At 59.2% G+C, this 20,472-nt stretch carries 16 protein-coding genes and 1 tRNA gene; 3 read left to right on the top strand and 14 right to left on the bottom strand.

Annotation, left to right across the window (positions count from 1 at the left end; genetic code table 11):
• Nucleotides 1–23: 23 nt before the first annotated feature.
• The 12 genes from pqqB to rpsU all read right to left on the bottom strand — a co-directional run bounded on the left by pqqB (nt 24) and on the right by rpsU (nt 16,373).
• The gene (gene pqqB / locus IEQ42_RS15640; RefSeq protein WP_042561404.1) at nt 24–935 is read right to left on the bottom strand and encodes a pyrroloquinoline quinone biosynthesis protein PqqB; all 912 of its coding nucleotides are present in this window, start codon (nt 933–935) and stop codon (nt 24–26) included.
• A gap of 81 nt (nt 936–1,016) precedes the next feature.
• Nucleotides 1,017–1,091, bottom strand: a complete 75-nt coding sequence (gene pqqA, locus IEQ42_RS15645; protein ID WP_003422658.1) for a pyrroloquinoline quinone precursor peptide PqqA — start codon at nt 1,089–1,091, stop codon at nt 1,017–1,019.
• A gap of 158 nt (nt 1,092–1,249) precedes the next feature.
• Nucleotides 1,250–3,655 (bottom strand): pyrroloquinoline quinone biosynthesis protein PqqF, encoded by a 2,406-nt coding sequence (gene pqqF / locus IEQ42_RS15650; protein WP_210704112.1) that lies wholly within the window; start codon nt 3,653–3,655, stop codon nt 1,250–1,252.
• Between the two features lie 38 nt (nt 3,656–3,693).
• On the bottom strand, nt 3,694–4,488 hold the full coding sequence (locus IEQ42_RS15655) for a carbon-nitrogen hydrolase family protein (protein ID WP_210704113.1): 795 nt from the start codon (nt 4,486–4,488) through the stop codon (nt 3,694–3,696).
• A gap of 12 nt (nt 4,489–4,500) precedes the next feature.
• A complete protein-coding gene (locus tag IEQ42_RS15660; RefSeq protein WP_115147181.1) occupies nt 4,501–6,183 on the bottom strand; it encodes a flavin monoamine oxidase family protein in 1,683 nt (560 codons plus the stop codon).
• 209 nt (nt 6,184–6,392) lie between these two features.
• Nucleotides 6,393–6,854, bottom strand: coding sequence for an Lrp/AsnC family transcriptional regulator (locus tag IEQ42_RS15665; protein WP_007910086.1), 462 nt, complete (start codon nt 6,852–6,854; stop codon nt 6,393–6,395).
• A gap of 140 nt (nt 6,855–6,994) precedes the next feature.
• On the bottom strand, nt 6,995–7,735 hold the full coding sequence (locus tag IEQ42_RS15670; RefSeq protein WP_210704114.1) for a hypothetical protein: 741 nt from the start codon (nt 7,733–7,735) through the stop codon (nt 6,995–6,997).
• A gap of 94 nt (nt 7,736–7,829) precedes the next feature.
• A tRNA-Ile gene (locus tag IEQ42_RS15675) sits at nt 7,830–7,906 on the bottom strand.
• A gap of 15 nt (nt 7,907–7,921) precedes the next feature.
• Nucleotides 7,922–11,668, bottom strand: coding sequence for a bifunctional diguanylate cyclase/phosphodiesterase (locus IEQ42_RS15680; RefSeq protein ID WP_210704115.1), 3,747 nt, complete (start codon nt 11,666–11,668; stop codon nt 7,922–7,924).
• A gap of 126 nt (nt 11,669–11,794) precedes the next feature.
• Nucleotides 11,795–13,642, bottom strand: a complete 1,848-nt coding sequence (gene rpoD / locus IEQ42_RS15685; protein ID WP_042561397.1) for an RNA polymerase sigma factor RpoD — start codon at nt 13,640–13,642, stop codon at nt 11,795–11,797.
• A gap of 67 nt (nt 13,643–13,709) precedes the next feature.
• On the bottom strand, nt 13,710–15,674 hold the full coding sequence (dnaG, locus tag IEQ42_RS15690) for a DNA primase (protein ID WP_210704116.1): 1,965 nt from the start codon (nt 15,672–15,674) through the stop codon (nt 13,710–13,712).
• Nucleotides 15,675–16,157: 483 nt separating this feature from the next.
• The gene (gene rpsU / locus IEQ42_RS15695) at nt 16,158–16,373 is read right to left on the bottom strand and encodes a 30S ribosomal protein S21 (protein WP_002551877.1); all 216 of its coding nucleotides are present in this window, start codon (nt 16,371–16,373) and stop codon (nt 16,158–16,160) included.
• Nucleotides 16,374–16,575: 202 nt separating this feature from the next.
• On the opposite strand from rpsU, the gene tsaD reads away from it, so the two are divergent.
• Nucleotides 16,576–17,601, top strand: a complete 1,026-nt coding sequence (gene tsaD / locus IEQ42_RS15700) for a tRNA (adenosine(37)-N6)-threonylcarbamoyltransferase complex transferase subunit TsaD (protein WP_150593712.1) — start codon at nt 16,576–16,578, stop codon at nt 17,599–17,601.
• 24 nt (nt 17,602–17,625) lie between these two features.
• On the opposite strand, the gene plsY is transcribed toward tsaD, so the two are convergent.
• Nucleotides 17,626–18,195, bottom strand: coding sequence for a glycerol-3-phosphate 1-O-acyltransferase PlsY (gene plsY / locus IEQ42_RS15705; protein WP_210704117.1), 570 nt, complete (start codon nt 18,193–18,195; stop codon nt 17,626–17,628).
• A 74-nt stretch (nt 18,196–18,269) separates the two neighbouring features.
• Between plsY and folB the strand changes: the two genes are divergently transcribed.
• Together folB and folK are read left to right on the top strand one after the other, a co-directional pair.
• Nucleotides 18,270–18,626, top strand: coding sequence for a dihydroneopterin aldolase (gene folB, locus IEQ42_RS15710; RefSeq protein WP_210623007.1), 357 nt, complete (start codon nt 18,270–18,272; stop codon nt 18,624–18,626).
• Complete coding sequence (folK, locus tag IEQ42_RS15715; protein WP_210704118.1) at nt 18,617–19,132, top strand: 2-amino-4-hydroxy-6-hydroxymethyldihydropteridine diphosphokinase; 516 nt, start codon at nt 18,617–18,619, stop codon at nt 19,130–19,132. The genes folB and folK overlap by 10 nt, the downstream gene beginning before the upstream one ends.
• 95 nt (nt 19,133–19,227) lie before the next feature.
• On the opposite strand, the gene IEQ42_RS15720 is transcribed toward folK, so the two are convergent.
• Nucleotides 19,228–20,451, bottom strand: a complete 1,224-nt coding sequence (locus tag IEQ42_RS15720) for a multifunctional CCA addition/repair protein (protein WP_210704119.1) — start codon at nt 20,449–20,451, stop codon at nt 19,228–19,230.
• Between the last annotated feature and the right edge of the window lie 21 nt (nt 20,452–20,472).

Raw genomic sequence — 20,472 nt, forward strand, 5'->3', positions numbered from 1 at the left:
CTTGCCAGCGATGAGGCCATCAGCTACAGCACAATACTCATGCCATCGAACGCCACTTCAACATGACGCCGCGCCAACTCCGCGCGCTCCGGCGAATCCTCATCGAGAATCGGGTTGGTGTTGTTGATGTGGATAAGCACTTTGCGCTGTTCGGGCAATTGCTCCAGCACCTCGAGCATGCCGCCGGGGCCGTTCTGCGCCAAGTGGCCCATCTCGCGCCCGGTGCGGGTGCCAACGCCACGGCGCTGCATTTCATCGTCATCCCACATCGTGCCATCCACCAGCAGGCAATCGCTGCCGGCCATGATTTCCAGCAGCGGTGCGTCCACCTTGCCTAAGCCCGGCGCGTAAAACAGTTTGCCGCCGGTATTCAGGTCTTCGACGATCAAGCCGATGTTGTCGCCTGGGTGCGGGTCGAAGCGGTGCGGCGAGTAGGGCGGCGCGGCGCTGCGCAATGGCAGCGGGGTGAAGCGCAGGTTCGGGCACGCGGCAACGGTGAAGCTCTGGTCGAGCTCAATGCGGTTCCAGTCCAACCCACCGTTCCAGTGGGTGAGCATCTTGAACAGCGGAAATCCTGTGCTGAGGTCTTCGTGAACCATGTCCGTGCACCAGACCTGATGCGGACAGCCTTCGCGCAGACTGAGCAGGCCAGTGGTGTGGTCGATCTGGCTGTCCATCAGGATGATCGCGCTGATGCCGGTGTCGCGCAGGGCGCGGCCCGGTTGCATCGGTGCAAAGCTTTGCAACTGCGCGCGGATGTCCGGCGAGGCGTTGCACAGCACCCAGTTCACGCCATCATCGGAAATCGCGATGGACGATTGGGTGCGGGCCTTGGCATTCAGGCTGCCGTCGCGAAAACCTGCGCAGTTGACGCAATTGCAATTCCACTGCGGAAATCCGCCACCGGCGGCCGAACCCAGAATCTGGACGAACATGAACGCTCCATCATTTCAACGCTGAAAATAAAACGCCCCGGCGAACCGAGGCGTTGCACTGCAATTCTGTCGAGGCAGAACTCAGCGGCTGGCGAAGTACATGGTGACTTCGAAGCCGATACGCAGGTCGGTGTAAGCAGGTTTTGTCCAGGACATAGGGTTACTCCTCAGGTGGTGGATGGGATAGCGCTGTCCATAGGTATAGTCCACGGCAGCGCAGGGATGTTCCAAATAGTTAGGCGGCTATGTTACTCAAAATTTCAACGTGATTGCCCGTGAATATTCGATAAAGCTCGTTGCAGCCTCGGTAATGATCACTTTGTCGCTTGCCACGGCGCGCCGAGCGGCGAATCGCTGGCGAGGCACAGCCAGCCACCCTCGGCGCGGTTCAGTCGTTGCGCGGCGGCCAGCAATTCTGGGCGTTCCAGGGAATCGATCGCGCTGACCAGTTGCGGCAGATAATCCGACGAGTGGCCGGCAAGTCTGGACTGCCACAGCAGTTCGGCGACATCTTTGGTCGATAGATTTTCGTCGCTGAATTGATCGGCGAGGTTCTGCCGTTGCTGGACGAGGTCAGTCGCATCGATGAGCGAAGGAAGCGCTTCAATAAACTGTTGAATATGGCGGAGCAACTCCACCGGTGCGAACGTCGGCGATTGCACGCCGAACAGCAGCCCGGTCTGTCCGTGCATCTGCCGCACGGCACTGAACACCGCGTAACCCAACTGCAACTCGACCCGCAGGCGTTGGTAGAACGGCGTTTGGCACAACTGCGCGAGCATGCGCCAAGCGGCTTCATCAGCGACATCGCGACTGGCCGTTGGGCAGAACAGCAACAAGGCATGTTCGCTGGACGCGGTGTCGATGTGGCGCCACAGGTGTTGGCCATTGATCGCCGACGGAGCCGGTATTTGAGTGTCGGGTGTGCCGGGGATGCGGCTCAGGGCCAGGCCCATGGCTGATTGGGTTTGCGCACCGAGTCCCAAGGCCAGGCCATCCCAGCGGGAAGTTGTCCACAGGTGCTGAGCATTGTCGGATGTTTCTACAGAGGGCGGACATTTTTCAGGCAATGCCTTGAGCAATTGGCGGATCGGTATCAGCGGCGTTTCCGGCTCACCTCTCGCGGAATCGGCGTCAACTTGCGTCAGACATTTCAGCGCATGCTCGAGGACTATCGGCATTGGTTCTTGCAGGCCGGTCAGTTTCAGCAACCATTGATTGCCGGTCGTGCTGAATGACAATTCAACCCCGGCCTGACGTGCGTCGTCCTGAGTTTCCCGCAGGCTACCCTGCAGTTGCGCTTGCAGGCCGGCGGTGGCTGCCGCTTCCATCTGCCAGCGCAGATAAATCGCGCCTTGATCACCGCTGTCCGGCAATGCCTGGCTGAACTGCATCGGCGAGCGTTCGCGACGGCCGCGCGAACGATCCTGCGCGAACGTGCGCAGACCTCGGTGAGCGCTGGTTTGTCCGCGGATCAGTCCGGCGTTGGCGACCGGTTCGTTGGCACGCAAAAATGGATTGGCAGTCGGCAAACGCCAATGGGCGCTGAAGTTATCCACAGTGCCGATCTCGCCAAGGATATGTTTGAGGGCAGCAACGCCGGTTGCGCTCAGGCCTGTTTCCAATTGTTCGCTGTCGAGCCGCGCCCGTTGCAATGCGCCGCCGACTTGCTGCTGACGCGCAAGCATGGCTGCGTAGTCTTCACGTAGTGGCGTCCAGTCCTGCTGCGCGAAGAAGCTCAGCCAGTCCCGCACCTGTTCGCTAATGCTGCCAAGCGACTCGGAGGATGTATTGAACGCCAGATGCAGCAGGGCTTGGCCAGCAAACTGATAGAGCGGCGCCGCTTTCAAGCTGTCAGCCAAGCCCTGCTGCTGCAAATACCCAAGCAATCCACCGGGCTTGGCGCTGTTCAACGAGTGGCAAAGAAACGCCAACGCTTCAGCGGATGAATCAGGCAAGGCGTCGAATGCAAACTGCAGATTGCACTGGCGTTCGGCGACCTGTTGATAACTTTTTACCCTTAACGGCGGCGGTGCGGCTTGCGCGATGTTATCCCCAGCCGGCAACGCCGTCGCGAACGTTTCCGCCAACTCGCGCAGCTGTTCGAGGCTTTGCGGCCCAACCAGACTCAAGGTCATTTGCCCGGTGCGATAAAACTGCTGATGGAAGTCTGTCAGAGCCTTTTGAAACTCCGGCTGCTCGACCTGGAGAGTGTCCCGATTGCCAGCATGAAAGCCGCGCAATGGATGATCAGCCGATAAACCTTCGTACAACGCAAACTGCTGCTGCGCTGTCGGATCTTGTGACCAGGCGACAAATTCCGCCTGTAACACTTCCCGTTCCCGCAACTGATCGTCCGGATTCATACGCGGCTGAGCGAGCATGTCTGACAGACGCTCTAGCCCGGCACTGAATGACTGCGTCGGCAACTCAAAGAAAAAATCGGTCGTGCGCTCGCGAGTGCTGGCATTCACCTGCCCGCCGTGACGCTGCACGTAGGCCATCAGCCCTTCATTCGCGGGAAAACGCTCAGTGCCGAGAAACAGCAAATGCTCAAGAAAATGCGCCAGCCCCGGCCACGCCAGCGGCACGTCATGACTGCCAGCGGCCACCCGCAACGCAGCGGCGCTGCGCTTCAGGCCAGGCACATGACGCAGGGTCACGCGCAAGCCGTTGGCCAGGGTTTCAGTGTGGGTGCGGGGGTGAGTCGGCGCAGGCATGGGCACTTCCAGAACAGTGAAGTGCCAATGCTAGCGGATTAGCGCTTGTTGAGCGCGCCGTAAAGTTCAGGCCGACGATCACTGAGATAGTGATTGGCCGTGCGGGAGTCGACCATTAACTGCCGATCCAGCTCGCCGACGATCAGCGCTTCGTCCAGGCCGGCCTGAGCAATACGGCTGCCGTCCGGCGCGGCGATGCTGCTTTGTCCGCAATAGTGGATGTCGCCTTCATGGCCGCAGTAGTTGGCGTAGGCCACGTAGCATTGGTTTTCGAACGCGCGCGAGCGGACGGTGACATCGGCAACGAAATCGAACGGGATCATGTTCGCCGTCGGCACCAGAATCAGCTCGGCGCCGGCGAGGGCCAGTCGTCGGGCGTTCTCCGGGAATTCGAGGTCGTAGCAGATCAGGAAACCGAGCTTCCAGCCGTTGAGTTCCACCACAGGAACCTCGTCTCCACCGGCGCTGAACATCGACCGGTCAAGATCCCCGAACAGATGGGTCTTGCGGTAATTGCACCGGCGCTCGCCGTGGGCATCGATCAGCTGCACGGCGTTGTAGATCTGACCGTCGGCAGTGCGCTCGGGATAACCGTAGACGATCGCCAGGCCAGCTGTTTTGGCGATCCGGCCGATCTGCTGCGCCCATTCACCGTTGTAGACCTCGGCCAATGTGCTGACCGCCTCGGCGCCAATGTTGTAGCCGGTCATGAACATTTCCGGCAGCACCAACAAGTCGGCGCCTTTGGCCTCCATCGCCAGTTGATGCAGGCGGTGGAGGTTGGCGGCGGGGTCCAGTGGCAGCGGTGGACATTGGTAAAGGGCTACACGCATCAGGAATTCCTCTTACTCGGGCAGGGCGATAGGGCCGATGTCTTTGAACACATCACCCGGGCCTGGGTTCTCTTTATGTGTGGCGCCGCCGAAATGTTTAATGATCCCCCACACCGCGTTGAGCGAAGTCTGCACCGCGCCTTCAACCCACGCAGGCGTCCACGACACATCGTCACCGGCGATGAAAATCCCGCGCTGCTCGGCCGGCATGTCGTCCTGCATGAAGTGCGCGTACATGCGCTGGTTATAGCGATAGTGACCCGGCAGGGCGCCCTTGAACGCGCCGAGAAAGTACGGATCGGCCTCCCACGACACGGTGATCGGATCGCCGATGATGCGCGCGGCAATGTCGACTTTCGGGTAGATTTTCTTCAACGCATTCAGCGCAAGCTCTACACGTTTTTCTACCGGGTGCGGGAGCATTTTCAACGCGTCGCTCATCCACGAGTACGACAGGCAAATCACGCCAGGCTTGTCGTCGCCGTTGTCGAACAGATAGGTGCCACGGGTCAGGCGATCGGTGAGGGTCATGCTCATCAGATCGCGACCGGTTTCAGGGTCCTTGTCCTTCCAGAACGGCCGGTCGACCATCACGAAAGTCTTCGACGACTGCATATAGCGCGTGCGGTCGAGCGCCATCCACATCTTCTGCGAAAACAGCGTTTCGTCGCATTCGATCTGGGTGGTCAGCAGCCAGCTCTGGCAAGTGGTCAGGACGGCGGCGTACTCGCGGGTATCGCCGTTGTTGTCGGTGACAGCGAAACGACCATCGGCTGCATGGGCGATTTTTTTCACGCCGGAACGCGGGGCGCCCCGGTGCAGGGATTTCAGGCTGGTGCCTTCTGGCCAGTGAACGCAACGTTCCGGCACATGACGCCAAATGCCTTGCGGCACCTGTTCCACACCGCCGACCACCAGGTGCTGGTGATCGTCGCAGTTGGTCATCACCACGCGGAAAATTTCCAGCATCGAGTTAGGGAAGTCCGAGTCCCAGCCACCCGTGCCGAAACCGACCTGACCGAACACTTCGCGATGATGGAACGACAGTTTGGCGAAGGCCTCGGAGGTGGCAACGAAGTCGTAGAACGTGCGGTCGTCCCACAGCGGCACCAGGGTGTTCCACAGTTCTTTGAGGCGCGGCACATCACGGTCGCGGATGGCTTGCTGAATATCGGCGAATTGCGAACCGGCTTCCAGCGCGTCCGCCCAGGCGTCAGCCACTTCCTGGAACAGCGCAGGAAGATCCGCCAGTTTCTGTGCGTAATGGGTTTTGCCTTCCAGGTCGATCACTGTACTGCCGGAGGCCGGCGTCAGCGGGTTCGGGAACGGTTTGGTCTCCAGACCCAGCTTGTCGACGTAGTGGTAGAACGCGGTGGAAGATACCGGGAAACGCATGCCGCCGAGCTCGGCGACAATACCGTCAGTGCCGTTGAACGCCTGCGAGCGCAGGCGCCCACCCAGTTTCGACGCCTCGTAAACCACCGGTTTCAAGCCCAGTTTCATCAACTCGTAAGCGGCCACAAGACCTGCGATGCCGGCGCCGACAATCGCCACTTCAGCACCATGATTTTGCACCGGGATGCTACCGAGTCCGGCCGGGTGTTCGATCCAGTCGTCGAAGGCGAAAGGAAAGTCCGGGCCGAAAATGGTGATGGGCTTTTTACCGTCTGCAGGATGGCGATTGTTCTTGTTCATGGCTGACCTTGCTGGCGTGCGCGTCTGAGTATAGGAAAAGATGCCAGTCATTCTAGGGAGCGTAGAACACGTTAATAAGACGCAAAGTGTCGTCGTTTTGCCATTTATCTGATCAAAATGACGATCTGAATCACCATACTGTCACCCTGTAGGAGCCAGCCTGCTGGCGATGAGGCCGGATCAGGCAATCAGAAAGTCACGACCGAAGCCTAAACCGGCTGCCCCCGATCAATCTTGCTACTCAAAATAATTGAAGTCGTGGTCTTCTCAACCCCATCCACACTGCCAATCTGATCCAGCAACTGATCCAGCTGCTCCGGCGAATCCGTGCGCAACCACGCGACATAATCAAATTCGCCACTCACCGCACACAGCTGCTGCACCTGCGCCATGGCACTCAAGCGGCGCAACACCTCTTTGCCGGAGCGCGGCTGAACCTTGATCCCGACATACGCCTGCAAACCGCCATCGACCACACGCTGCCCCAGGCGTACGCCGTAACCGGTGATCACCTTGGCTTTTTCCAGCCGCGCCAATCGTGACGTCACCGTGGTGCGGGCAATCCCCAGCTGCCGGGCGAGCATGGCCACGCTTTCGCGGGCGTTGATTTGCAGGGCGGCGATCAACTGGCGGTCGATTTCATCGAGGACGGGCGGGCGGATGTCGGGCAAGGGGGGCTCCAGGTGGTGAGTCGGTTGGGGCATGTTACAGGGTCGTTCGGTGCGGTGCTTGTGGCGCCTGAGTAGAGGCTGAAGTGCAGATACGAAAAAGCCGCGCATGTGCGCGGCTTTTCATTGGCTCAGGCTCTCAGTTACTTGGCCATCCTGCGTAAGGCATGCTCAATCAATTCAATCTGAAAACGGTATCGGACGTTTACATGTTTGAGCAGCACGGCGCCGATGGACAAACCCAGCACTAAGGCAATGATCATCAGCACCGCGGTATTGCTCCAGTTACCGTCGACAGGTCCGGCCAACAAGGTTTTTCCAACCCAGGGAAAGCCACCAAACTTCTCGGCACAGACATAAGCAGTACCCAGCAAAGCAAGGGCTGCGGCTTTTTCGCCGAAGAAATAGGCCACTCGTGCCTCGGCGCGATTGACCCTGAGTTCGATCCAGTATTTGGCCTCCAGCAAAGCCTTTTCGTTATGCCGGCGCAGCCCATCGACCAAGGCGCTTTCGTGATGCACATCATCGATCAGGCTTTTCAGGCTAATGGTCTTCCAGCGAGTGAGGAGCCAGCCGAGCGACAGAATCGGCACCAGCAGAGATAGCAGCGTCGCTATCGTCGAGAAAAGCAGCAGGCCCAAGGCCAATGTCTTGGCCCATTCAGGCAGCGGCGAATGCGAGGTGTGCCAATAGGCCATAGCCGCGGCGATGGCCATTCCGGCCCCACCCAATATCAGGCATCCATTGGCGAATCTTTCGGCATTCACCTCTAGCTTGCTGCGCCGCGCCGACGCTTTGAGTGGCTTGCAGTTGCTGAGATGTTCGAGCGCTTCGATAGTGTCGGTGAGGTTTGTAACCGGAAATTCCTTTTCCATGACGCTCATTGCTTTCTCCATTGAGGTGTTGCGAGGCACTTTCAGACATTGGCGAATGCCAAAAAAAAGGCCTATGCAATTAAGCATAAGCCTTCGTATTGTTTGGTGGGCCCACACGGACTTGAACCGTGGACCAAAGGATTATGAGTCCTCTGCTCTAACCAACTGAGCTATAGGCCCTCAGTAGGCCGCGGATTATAGCGACGGTTTCGCCGCTGTGCTATCCGAAAAATCCGATACGGTAATACGCAGAAACGTCGCGGCGAACTCTTCCGGTGGCAGTGGGAGGCTGACGATGTAGCCCTGGATCTGTTCGCAGCCTTCGGCGGCAAGAAATTGTTGTTGCGCCTGGGTTTCCACGCCTTCGGCGATAACGGTGAATTGCATGCTTCGGCCCAAGGCGATGATGGCGCGGACAATCGCCGCATCGTGCGGGTCGTCGGGCAGTCCGCGGACGAATGACTGATCGATTTTGAGGATGTCCAGCGGCAGACGCTTGAGGTAACTCAGCGAAGAATAACCGGTGCCGAAGTCGTCGATCGCCAGTTGTACGCCCAGGTGTTTGAGTTGATGCAGCACTGACAGTGCTTCTTCAGCCTGACTCATGATGAAGTTTTCGGTAATTTCCAGTTGCAGTAAATCCGGCCTGAGACCGTTGTCCTTGAGCAGTTGCTCGATGCGCCCGAGTAGATTCGGCTGCCGCAACTGCGCCCCGGCGAGGTTGACCGACAGTGGCCCGAGGCTGTCGTAGATCTGGTTCCACTCGAACATTTGCCGGCACGCGGTCTCCAGCACCCAATCGCCGATCTGCAGAATCATCCCGTTCTCTTCGGCCAATGGAATGAAGTGCTCCGGCGGCACCTCGCCAAAAGTTGGATGGCGCCAGCGGATCAGCGCTTCGGCGCCGACGAGGCTGTGGTCGTCGAGGCTGATTTTCGGTTGGTAGTAGAGATGCAACTCTTCACGCTCAATGGCACGGCGCAGTTCGTGCTCCAGTGCCACGCGCTCGATGGCCTGCGCGGTGAGGTCGCGGGTGTAACTCTCGACGCGGTTGCGGCCCTTGGCTTTGGAGCGGTACATCGCCGCATCGGCGTTTTTCACCAGTGTGGCCACGTCGCAACCGTCGCGGGGGTACAGGCTGGTGCCGATGCTGGCGCTGATGAAAAATTCGTGTTCGCCGGCCTGAAACGGCGCGCTGAAGCAATTGAGCAGTTTTAGCGCGATATGGTCGGCGTCGCTGGCCTGTTGCAGGCCGGGCAACAGAATGATGAATTCGTCGCCGCCCAGGCGTGCGACGGTATCGATGTCGCGCAGCTGTTCTTTGAGGCGTACGGCGATGCCCTTGAGCAGCAGGTCGCCGACCGGATGACCGAGGCTGTCATTGATGTGTTTGAAGCGGTCGAGATCGAGGAACAGCACGGCACCCAGACCGCCGTTTTCCTGCTGGTTGTTGAGTGCCGTGAGCAAACGGCTTTCGAACAACGTGCGGTTCGGCAGGCCGGTGAGTGGGTCGTGGTGAGCCTGATAATCGAGTTTGGCCTGGGCGTGCTTGAGGCTGGAGATGTCGGCAAATACCGCAACAAAATGGGTGATGAGTTTGTCGCGGTTGCGCACTGCGCTGATAGTCAGCCAGCTCGGGTACAACTCGCCATTCTTGCGTCGGTTGGAAATCTCGCCCTGCCAGTGGCCTTCATCAGTCAACTGGTGCCACATCGCTGCGTAAAACGCGCTGTCGTGCAGGCCCGAGGCGAGCAGGCGCGGTGTATGGCCGAGGGCTTCGCTTTCGCTGTAACCGGTGATTTCGGTGAAGGCCCGGTTGACTGCGCTGATGTGCTGTTGGGTGTCGGTGATCAACACGCCTTCCGCGGTGCTTTCGAAAACAGTCGCAGCCTGTTGCAGTTTCTCCTGCATCAGGTGGCGTTCGGTGATGTCGCGGGCGATGGTCAGCATGCAGTCTTCTTCGCCGATCGGTAGCGGTCGGGCAGACACTTCGCACAGGCGAATCTGACCATCGCTGCGGCGAATATGGCAGGTGAAATCACGGACGAAGCCGTCGCGGTGCAGCAGATCGAGCATCTGTTTACGTTCGTTGAGGTTGACCCAGATCCCCAGGTCCAGCGCCGAACGATCCACCGACATGGCGCTGTTGAACCCGGTGATCCGGCTGAAACCGTCGTTGACTTCGAGCAGCAATCCGTCGCTTTGACGCGACAGCAGCAAGCCATCCGGCGATGCATGAAATGCCTTGGCAAACTTTTCTTCCGACGTTTGCAGTTGCTGTTGGGTTTCCTTGAGCTGAGTGATGTCGCGCACCACCACGACCAGTGCGGGCGTGGTGTCGAGGTCAAAGGGTTCGGCGGAAATCAGCCCGGTAAACACCTGGCCATTGTTACGGCGAAAGGGCATTTCCAGGTTGCGAATGCTTCCGGCCTGCAACCGCTGCAACAGCCCCGGTCCGACGCCGGGAATGCCCCAGATGTTGAGGTTGGTGGCGGTCTGACCGATGACTTCTTCGGCTTTCAGTCCGATCTGCTCTTCGAAGGCCTCGTTTACTTCCAGCAAGCAACCGTCGGACAACCGCGCGATCACCAGAATGTCCGGGCATTGCTGGAACACCGAAGCAAATTTCTGCTCGGACAGGCGCAAGGCCTCCTCGGTACGTTTGGTCTCGCTGATGTCGATCATCAGTCCGCGCATCACCGGCTCATGGCCGTGTTCGATAAGGCTGACGATGTCGCGTACCCACAGACAGCGACCGTCGGCGGTGATCACCCGGTAATCGAGGCTATGATCGCGTCCGGCCAGCACTTCGTGATCGCAAAAGCTCTGGGCGCGGGTCAGGTCGGCCGGGTGAATGATGTTGCGCCAGAACCCCGGAATCAGCCAATGCGACAGCGGATAGCCGAGCAAGTCTTCGGCGTGGGGTGACACATAGCTGTAGGTGAAGTCGCTCATTCGCGCTTCCCAGGCGATGGCCGACAAGCTCTCTACCAAGCCGCGATAGTGATACTCACTGCTGCGCAATTCCTGTTCGAGGTTGATGCGGCGGGCGATCTCTGAACTCAGGCGGCGATTGATGCGGATAACCGCCGCCAGCACGATGATCAGGATCACCAGGCCAGGCAGGCCGTAAACCAGCAGATCCGACCAGAATGTCCGGTGATCAAGCACGTTGCCGACCCAATGCTCTTGAATCGCGCTGATTTCAGCGGGGGACATGTCCGCCAGGACTTTGTCCAGAATGCCCACCAGTATCTTGTTGTCACGGGGTACGCCCATCGCCAGCTGATAGCGATACGGGGTTTCGCCGCTGACGTAAAGGCCGTCGAGTTTCAGCTGACGCAGGCTCCAGACACTGGACGCGAGATCACCCACTACGGCGTCGACCTCATCGGTCGCAAGCGCTTGCAAGGCAGAGCTGACATTGGGCATGGCGACCAGATTCAGGTCGGGATGGTGGGTGCGCAGGAGTTCATGGGGCGCGTAGTTTTCCACCACGGCGATCTTCAAGCCGTACAGATCGTCAAGTTTGCGCGGTTGTGCGCCACCGACGTGGGCGAGGATGACGATGGGGAAGTCGAGGTAAGGGCGAGTGAACGACAGATATCCCTGACGCTCCGGTGTCGACATGATCCCGGGCAGCAGATCGATCTTGCCCTGCTTGACCTGCTCAAGCACCACCGTCCAGCTCACGGGTTCGACCGGGGTGAGTTTGATCGCCAGACGCTGGCGTATGACGTCTATGTAGTCAGCTGCCAGGCCCTGATAGCGGGACTGATCGTCACGAAACTCAAAAGGCGGCCACGACGCGTCGACGCCCAGGCGCAAGTCCGGATGAGCCGTCAGCCAGCTACGTTCTTCATCGGTCAGAGTCAGCGCGTCAGCCGTTGCGGTCCAGATCATCAGTGACAGCAGAATTAGCACGGACGCCAATCTGGGCATAGCGCTCTCGGTATGGCTCGGGGGTGGTTGTTTCGAGTGTAGACGGGGTATGCGGGGGAGGGGTGGTGCGGAGGATTTAATCTGCTACATAAACAAAACCCCCGGCCTGGGCCGGGGGTTCTGGTATCACTCGTCGAGGAAGGAGCGCAAATGCTCGCTTCGCGTCGGGTGGCGCAGCTTGCGCAACGCCTTGGCTTCAATCTGACGGATCCGCTCACGGGTCACGTCAAACTGTTTGCCCACTTCTTCGAGCGTATGGTCGGTGTTCATGTCGATACCGAAACGCATGCGCAGTACCTTGGCTTCACGGGCAGTGAGGCCGGACAGCACTTCGCGAGTCGCTTCTTTCAGGCTCTCAACAGTGGCAACATCGATTGGCGACTGCATGGTCGAGTCTTCGATGAAGTCACCCAGATGGGAGTCTTCGTCATCACCGATCGGGGTTTCCATGGAGATCGGCTCTTTAGCGATCTTCAATACCTTGCGGATCTTGTCCTCAGGCATTTCCATGCGTTCGCCCAGCTCTTCCGGGGTCGGTTCGCGACCCATTTCCTGCAACATCTGCCGGGAAATACGGTTGAGCTTGTTGATCGTCTCGATCATGTGCACCGGAATACGGATGGTGCGGGCCTGGTCGGCGATCGAGCGAGTGATCGCCTGACGGATCCACCAGGTGGCATAAGTCGAGAACTTGTAACCACGACGGTATTCGAACTTGTCCACCGCTTTCATCAGACCGATGTTGCCTTCCTGGATCAGATCGAGGAATTGCAGGCCGCGGTTGGTGTACTTCTTGGCGATCGAGATCACCAGACGCAAGTTCGCTTCAACCATCTCTTTCTTCGCGCGGCGGGCCTTGGCCTCACCGATCGACATGCGACGGTTGATGTCCTTGATTTCAGCAATGGTCAAACCGGTTTCGGTTTCCAGCGCAATCAGTTTCTGCTGGCAACGAATGATGTCCGGCTGAACACGGCCGATGGCTTCGGCGTATTTGCTCTTGCCTTTGGCCAGTGCGTCGGACCAGCTTTCGTCGACTTCGTTGCTCGGGAACTGACGCAGGAAATCGGCGCGTGGCATACGTGCATCACGTACGCACAGTTGCATGATCGCGCGCTCTTGCTGACGCAGACGATCCAGGGCACCACGAACACGCTCGACCAGGGCTTCGAATTGCTTCGGCACCAGTTTGATCGGCATGAACAGCTCGGCCAGTAGCAGCAGTTCGGCAATCGCTGCCTTGTTGCTGCGACCGTGCTTCTTCAGCGCCTTGCGGGTGATTTCCATCTGGTCGGACACAGCGCCAAAACGCTGGGCCGCGATGACCGGATCCGGACCGCTTTCGGCTTCTTCTTCGTCATCGGAAGAGTCGGCTTCATCGTCGTCGGTGTCGTCATCAGCCTTGACGGCTTTCGGATCGACCGGCGGCGGCACTTCTGCCGCAGGCGGCGCAATGCCGTCGTCCGGGTCGATATAACCGCTCAGGACGTCAGACAGGCGACCACCTTCGGTGGTGACGCGGGTGTACTCGGAGAGAATGTGGTCAACCGTGCCAGGGAAGTGCGCGATTGCGCCCATCACTTCACGGATGCCCTCTTCGATACGCTTGGCGATTTCGATTTCGCCTTCACGAGTCAGAAGCTCAACGGTACCCATTTCACGCATATACATGCGCACAGGGTCAGTCGTGCGACCGATATCGGTCTCCACCGCTGCCAACGCGGCTGCTGCTTCTTCCGCAGCGGCCTCGTCGGTATCGGCGTCGGCCAACATAAGGGCGTCCGCATCCGGAGCACTCTCGTGTACGGGGATCCCCATGTCGTTAATCATGCGGATGATGTCTTCCACCTGCTCAGGATCTGAAATATCCTCGGGCAGGTGGTCGTTGACCTCGGCGTAAGTCAGATACTTCTGCTCACGACCCAGTTTGATCAACTCAATAATACGAGACTGCTGTTGCGCTTTTCCGGACATAACACCCTATCCACTGAAGGTCTTGGCGGGCAAAAAACAAGCCGAGGATTATACCTGAGCTATGACCTCACGCGCCAGTTGAGGTCGGGCTTGATGCGGAAACATTGCGACTTAAAAGGTCGCGCAGTTGATTTTTCTCTTCGGTACTCAGTTCGCTTTGACGCGCTTTCCTGAGTAACTGTTCCAGATTTCGCTCGCGTTGGCGGGCTGACAAGCTAGTAATGGTGTCGAAAAACTGTTGTTCAAGGTTATCTCCGTCAATCAGCCATTCCTTTTCTGCCAGTGCCTTGAGCAATCGACCCTGTTCGGTGCCGTGCCATCGCGCGATCAACTGAAATGAGTTTAGCTTGGGATTCTTCTGTACGGCTTCGAGCAGCGCCACAAGCAGCTGGGCGTTGGTCTGGTTTTCGTCCGCAATGTGCCCGGCATCTTCGACGCGCTCGGCCAATTGCGGGTGATGAAGCAGTGTGCGCAGGGCGGTCAGGGTTGGCGACTCGACGCCGATTGGCGTCCGTGGCCGCTGCTGGTCGCGATCGCCACCACGCTTGCCGTTTTTATCCCAGGGTTTTTTGCCCCATTTCTTGCCGCCGGCACCGGGTTTTTTCGGCGTCCACTCCTGCTGCGGCGCGTACATGTCCTGCGCCTGCGGCTGATGGTAGTCGCTGTAATCGGGCATTGCGTCGTAATCGAAGCCCGGATCGTAGGCGGGCGGCGCTTCCTGCGGTGCGTTTTGCGCGAGCTGACTGACGGTTTCGCTGCTCAGGCCGGTGATTTCGGTCAGGCGCTGACGCATCAGAATGCGCAGATTTGCACCTGGCACTTTGTCGATCAACGGTGCAGCGAGGGTGGCCATGTGGGCCTTGCCTTCGAGCGAGCGCGGGTCTGACTCTTCGCTCAGTTGCTGGAAGAAATAATCTGCCAGCGGCTGCGCATGCTGATTGATTCGAGCTTTGAAGGCGTCGGTGCCCTCGGCGCGAACCAGGGTATCCGGGTCTTCGCCTTCGGGCAGAAACAGGAATCGCGCGCGACGTCCATCCTGCAGGCTTGAAAGCGTTGCCTCCAATGCGCGCCACGCGGCGTTGCGGCCGGCCTGGTCGCCGTCGAAACAGAACAATACGTTGGGCACGACGCGGAACAGGCGTTTCATGTGTTCTTCGCTGGTCGCGGTGCCCAGCGTTGCGACGGCATTGCGCAGGCCTTGTTGGGCGAGGGCGATGACGTCCATATAGCCTTCGACGACGATGATTTCGTCAAGGTTGCGGTTGTTCTTGCGTGCTTCATAGAGGCCGTAGAGTTCCTGGCCTTTATGGAATACCGGGGTTTCCGGTGAGTTCAGGTATTTGGGCTTGTCGTCGCCCAGTACGCGACCGCCGAAAGCAATGATCCGACCGCGGCTGTCGCGGATCGGGAACATCACGCGATCGCGGAAGCGGTCATAGCGCTTGCCGGTTTCGGCGTTCTCGATCAGCAGGCCGGCGTCGATCATGGCTTTTTGCTGAAGTGTGTCGCTGCTCAAGTGTTTGAACAGATTGTCCCAGCCCGGCGGAGCAAAGCCTAAACCGAAGTCTCGGGCAATCTCGCCCGTCAGGCCGCGGCCCTTGAGGTAATCCACGGCGGCTTTGCGCGCTGGGTGGCTCTTGAGCGCCTGCCGATAAAAGTCAGCGGCAGCAGTGAGCAGCGGATACAGCGGCGAATCGGTCGGCTGGCGCGGCTTGTGCGGGCGGCCACTTTCTTCGCGGGGTATTTCCATGCCGGCGGCTTTCGCAAGGTCTTCAACAGCCTGGGGGAAATCCAGATTGTCGTGATCCATGAGGAAGCCGAGCGCGTTGCCGCCGGCACCGCAACCGAAGCAGTAATAGAACTGCTTGTCGGGGCTTACGCTGAACGACGGGGTTTTTTCTTTATGAAACGGGCAGCAGGCGGTGTAGTTCTTGCCGGCCTTCTTCAATTGCACGCGCGAGCTGACCACGTCGACGATGTCGGTGCGGTTCAGCAGGTCGTCAATGAAGCTCTGGGGAATCAGCCCGGCCATGGCGTGCTCGTCGTCTGCGCTGTAATAAGTCCGATGCGAAGGGCGGCCGGACGCGGGTCGTTGTTTGAAGCGCGCAAAATGTGCGGCTCGACCGGTGTCGTCTGCGTTATCGCTGTCGGGAAGTGTATCTGCCGAAAATCCACTGACGTTAGTACCAATCAGCCTTCGACTATTTGAAAGTGTTGCGCTGAATCCGCTGACGGCCGTTTAAAGACCTCGGATAGCTCAATAAAGCGGGCACGCATGCAGGTGCCTTGGGCTGATCGTCGTAAGAGGAATCAGTGGGTGTGCTCGTCAGTAGCCTTGAAAGGCTCGTCAGAAAAGACGTGCACCGCTGGCAAAAGAGCCAGGTCTGACGTTTGAAGCAGATTTGTCTCGGTCGCGTGTGCGGCGTCGACGATGAAGCATCAAGCGATATCCGCAAATGCCAATAGCCCGGCTGAGGGCCGGGCTTGGCAGAAGCTTGCTACGAACGTCTGTGTATTAGTACAGACGAACGGCGCGGCGCTGTTCGCGCTGAACTTTCTTGGCGTGACGCTTAACAGCGGCTGCTGCTTTACGCTTACGCTCAGAAGTTGGCTTCTCGTAAAATTCGCGGCTACGAACTTCAGCCAGTACACCGGCTTTTTCGCAGGAGCGCTTGAAACGACGCAGAGCTACGTCGAAGGGTTCGTTCTCTTTAACTTTGACGGCTGGCATCCAGAGCTACCTTCTTTCATTACCGGGATCAACGTTCTCGTCGCAAAAAATTCGCGGCTGAGGTCGTCGGTTTTTAAGGGTTGCGGATGTTAACCCCTCATCGCTCGGAATGCAAAGCCTCTGATCGAAAACCGCTGGTCGGGGCATCACGCGGGGACTATTATGCGCGCCTTCGAATTCAGCCTAAACAAGGCGCAAACCCATGCTAGTACTGGGATTAGAAACCTCCTGCGACGAAACCGGCGTCGCATTATATGACAGTGAGCGGGGTCTGCTGGCCGATGCCCTGTTCAGTCAGATTGACCTGCATCGCGCCTATGGCGGTGTGGTGCCGGAGCTGGCCTCGCGTGACCACGTCAAACGCATGCTGCCCTTGATTCGTCAGGTGTTGGCCGAGGCTGGCTGTGTGCCGACCGAGATCGACGCGATCGCCTACACCGCGGGTCCTGGCCTGGTCGGGGCGCTGCTGGTTGGTGCTTCCTGCGCCCAGGCACTGGCGTTTGCCTGGGGCATTCCGGCACTCGGTGTGCATCACATGGAAGGTCATTTGCTGGCGCCGATGCTGGAGCCAGAACCGCCACAATTTCCGTTCGTCGCTTTGTTGGTCTCCGGCGGTCATACGCAGTTGGTGCAGGTCGATGGCATCGGTCAATACGCGTTGCTCGGTGAGACGCTCGACGACGCGGCCGGTGAAGCTTTTGACAAGACCGCGAAGATGATGGGTCTCAATTATCCCGGCGGGCCGGAAATCGCCAAGCTGGCGGAGAAGGGTGTCGCAGGACGTTTCACTTTCCCGCGTCCGATGTGTGATCGCCCGGGGCTGGAATTCAGCTTCAGCGGTCTGAAGACCTCGGCGCTCAACACGTGGCAGCAACGCATCAGCGCCGGGGACGACAACGAGCAAGCCCGTTGCGACATCGCGCTGGCGTTCCAGCAGGCCGTGGTGGAGACTTTGACCATCAAGTGCAAGCGGGCCCTGAAACAGGCGGGCATGAAGCGCCTGGTGATTGCTGGCGGCGTCAGTGCCAACAAGGCGCTCCGTGTGTCGCTGGAGAAAATGCTCGGTGACATGAAGGGCGATGTGTTTTATGCCCGCCCCGAGTTCTGCACCGACAATGGCGCGATGATCGCGTTCGCCGGTTGCCAGCGATTGCAGGCCGGACAGCAGGAAAGTCTGGCGATCAGCGTGCAGGCGCGCTGGCCGATGGAGCAATTGTCGGCGCTCTGATGGGCCGCGCTCATGAACGGTATTTTAGAAATGCCGTTCGCGCCCGGCAAACAGGTCGCGTAGATTGCCGCGGTGGCGCCAGACGATCAGCAGCGTCAATGCGCTCATCGGCAGCAGTGCCTCCGGTTCTTGCCAGGCCAGTAGCGGCAGGGTCAGCGGTGTGGCGACCAGCGCTGCCAGAGAGCTGGTGCGGGTCAGGTAGAACGTCAGCAGCCAGGCACACACCGCCAGCAGCGCCGCAGGCGGATACAGGGCCAGGAGCATGCCGGCAGCGGTGGCGACGCCCTTGCCGCCGCGAAAACGGAAATACAGCGGGAACAGGTGACCGATCACGGCGCACACGCCAATCCAGGCCTGATCCTGCAGCGAAAGGCCGATAGCCGCAGCGAGCAGCACTGGCAGCAGGCCTTTGCACAGATCACCCAGCAGGGTCAGGATCGCGAGTTTGCGACCGGCCAGGCGCAGCATGTTGGTGGCGCCGGCATTGCCCGAGCCACTCATTCGCGGGTCCGGATTTCCGGTCAGGCGGCTGAGCAAAATGGCAAAGGACAGAGAGCCGAGCAGGTAGGCGAGAGTCGCCAGTAACCAAAACATGCTTACTATTCCGGGCGAGGACGCCCTGATTCTAACGGCGCATTGCGCCCTTGTCGTGCAGCGGAGAAAAGTGCGTGGACAGAGTGTTTATCGAGGGCCTGGAAGTCGACACCGTGATCGGTGCTTACGACTGGGAGCGCGGCATCCGACAGTGTCTGCGTCTTGATCTGAGCTTCGCCTGGGACAATCGCCCGGCCGCGGCCGGTGATGATCTGACCCTGGCGCTCGACTATGCCAGCGTTTCCACGCGTATCCAGGCGTTTGCCGAGCAGGCGCAGTTCCAACTGGTCGAGACCTTTGCCGAGCGTCTGGTCGCGGTACTCATGGAAGAATTCAAGATCACCTGGGTACGCCTGAAGCTGACCAAGCCCGGCGCCGTGCCGGCCGCCAAGGGTGGCGTGGGTGTGGAGATCGAGCGCGGATGTCGCTGACTCAGGTCTATCTCGGGCTCGGTAGCAATATCGAGCGCGAAACCCATTTGCGCGCCGGTCTGGATGCGCTGGCCACTTTTTTGGTGGATATCCGCTGTTCGGCGGTATTCGAAAGCCAGCCTGTGGGGATCAAGAGTGGTCCGTTCTTCAACTTCGTGGTGTCGGCGTTTACCGACCTGCCGTTAATGGAACTCGATCGTCGCTTGAAATTCATCGAAGCAGATAACGGTCGGTATGCGCCGGACCGTAAGGGGTTGCCGCTGGATATCGACGTGCTGTTGTACGGCGATCTGGTGGGCAATTTCGACGGATTGGTTCTGCCGCGCGCCGAGATACTGAAAAACGCCTTCGTGTTGTGGCCACTGTCGCTCATTGCGCCAGATCGCGTGCATCCGGCTGTGGGAAAAAGCTTCGCGACACTGTGGGCCGATGCGCAGATTGATCAAGTGTTGGCGCCGGTGGGGTTCGAGTGGCGGGGCGAGCAGCTCACACCGCCAAGTCTATAAATCAAAAGATCGCAAGCTCCTACAGGGAAATGCGAATTCCCGTGTAGGAGCTGTCGAAGGCTCGGGCCATGGTCGGACGATCTTTTGAGCTGGCCTCAAGCGTTCTCTTTGTAAGCCTTCAAAGCCTTGAGCCGTTCGCGCTTAAGCGCCTCGCCCAGTTCAGGGCCCTTGAATCCTTTCTCTAGCAGTGGCTGCACCGCCACGCCACGCGCCACACTGGCCGCGCCACGCAAATAATCAGCCTGTGGATAACTCCTGTCCTCCAGCCCCTTGCGGCCTCGGGCATCCATCTCGCACGCCGCGATAAACTCTTCAAACCGCTGCGGCCGGCGATAGACATCAAAACTTTGCAGCAGCTCCAGCAACGTTGAGGCCTTCAACTCCAAGGCGCGGTGGCCGTGGGTGTGGTACTGGCCGACCAGTAGCGCCAATTCCTGACAGTCCTTCGGCGCCTTGAAGCGTTCGTTGACCACTTTGATCAGCTTCAGCCCCTTGTGTTCGTGGGCGATGTGTCGTGGCCATTCATCTTCTGGCGTCAGGCCTTTGCCGAGGTCGTGCAGCAGGCAGGCCCAGCGTACGGTGAGCGGCTGCTTGTGCCGCGCCGATTGCTCCAGCACGCTGAGCGTGTGGATGCCGCTGTCGATTTCCGGGTGATGGATTTCTGGCTGCGGCACACCGAACAGCGCATCGACTTCCGGCATCAGCACTTTCAGTGCGCCGCAATCGCGTAGCACCTGAATGAATACCTGCGGTTGGTCTTCCATCAGTGCCCGGGAGATTTCCTTCCAGCTGCGTTCGGCTGTCAGTGCCTCAAGTTCGCCAGACTCACTGAGCTGACGCATCAGCTCCAGCGTCTCCGGCGCAACGATAAAACCCAAATCCGCGTAGCGAGCGGCGAAGCGGGCAACACGCAGTACTCGCAGCGGATCTTCGGCGAATGCCGGCGAAACGTGACGCAGGACTCGGGCTTCGAGGTCGCGCTGGCCGTGATAAGGATCGGTCAGATTTTGCTGGTCGTCCTCGGCCATGGCATTGATCGTCAGATCACGGCGGATCAGGTCTTCTTCAAGCGTGACTTCAGGGCTGGCGTGAAAGGTGAAGCCGCCATAACCGCGACCGCTTTTGCGCTCGGTGCGGGCGAGGGCGTATTCCGCGCCGCTTTTCGGATGAAGAAACACCGGAAAATCCGCGCCGACCGGGCGATAGCCCTGAGCGAGCATTTCTTCGGTGGTGGCGCCCACCACGACCCAGTCGATATCGGTGACCGGTTTGCCCAGCAAGCGATCACGTACCGCACCGCCAACCTTGAAAATCTGCATAAAAAACCTCCGTTAGCCCGA

This window comes from Pseudomonas iridis, assembly GCF_017980685.1.
In the GTDB taxonomy this organism is placed as follows: Bacteria; Pseudomonadota; Gammaproteobacteria; order Pseudomonadales; family Pseudomonadaceae; genus Aquipseudomonas; species Aquipseudomonas iridis.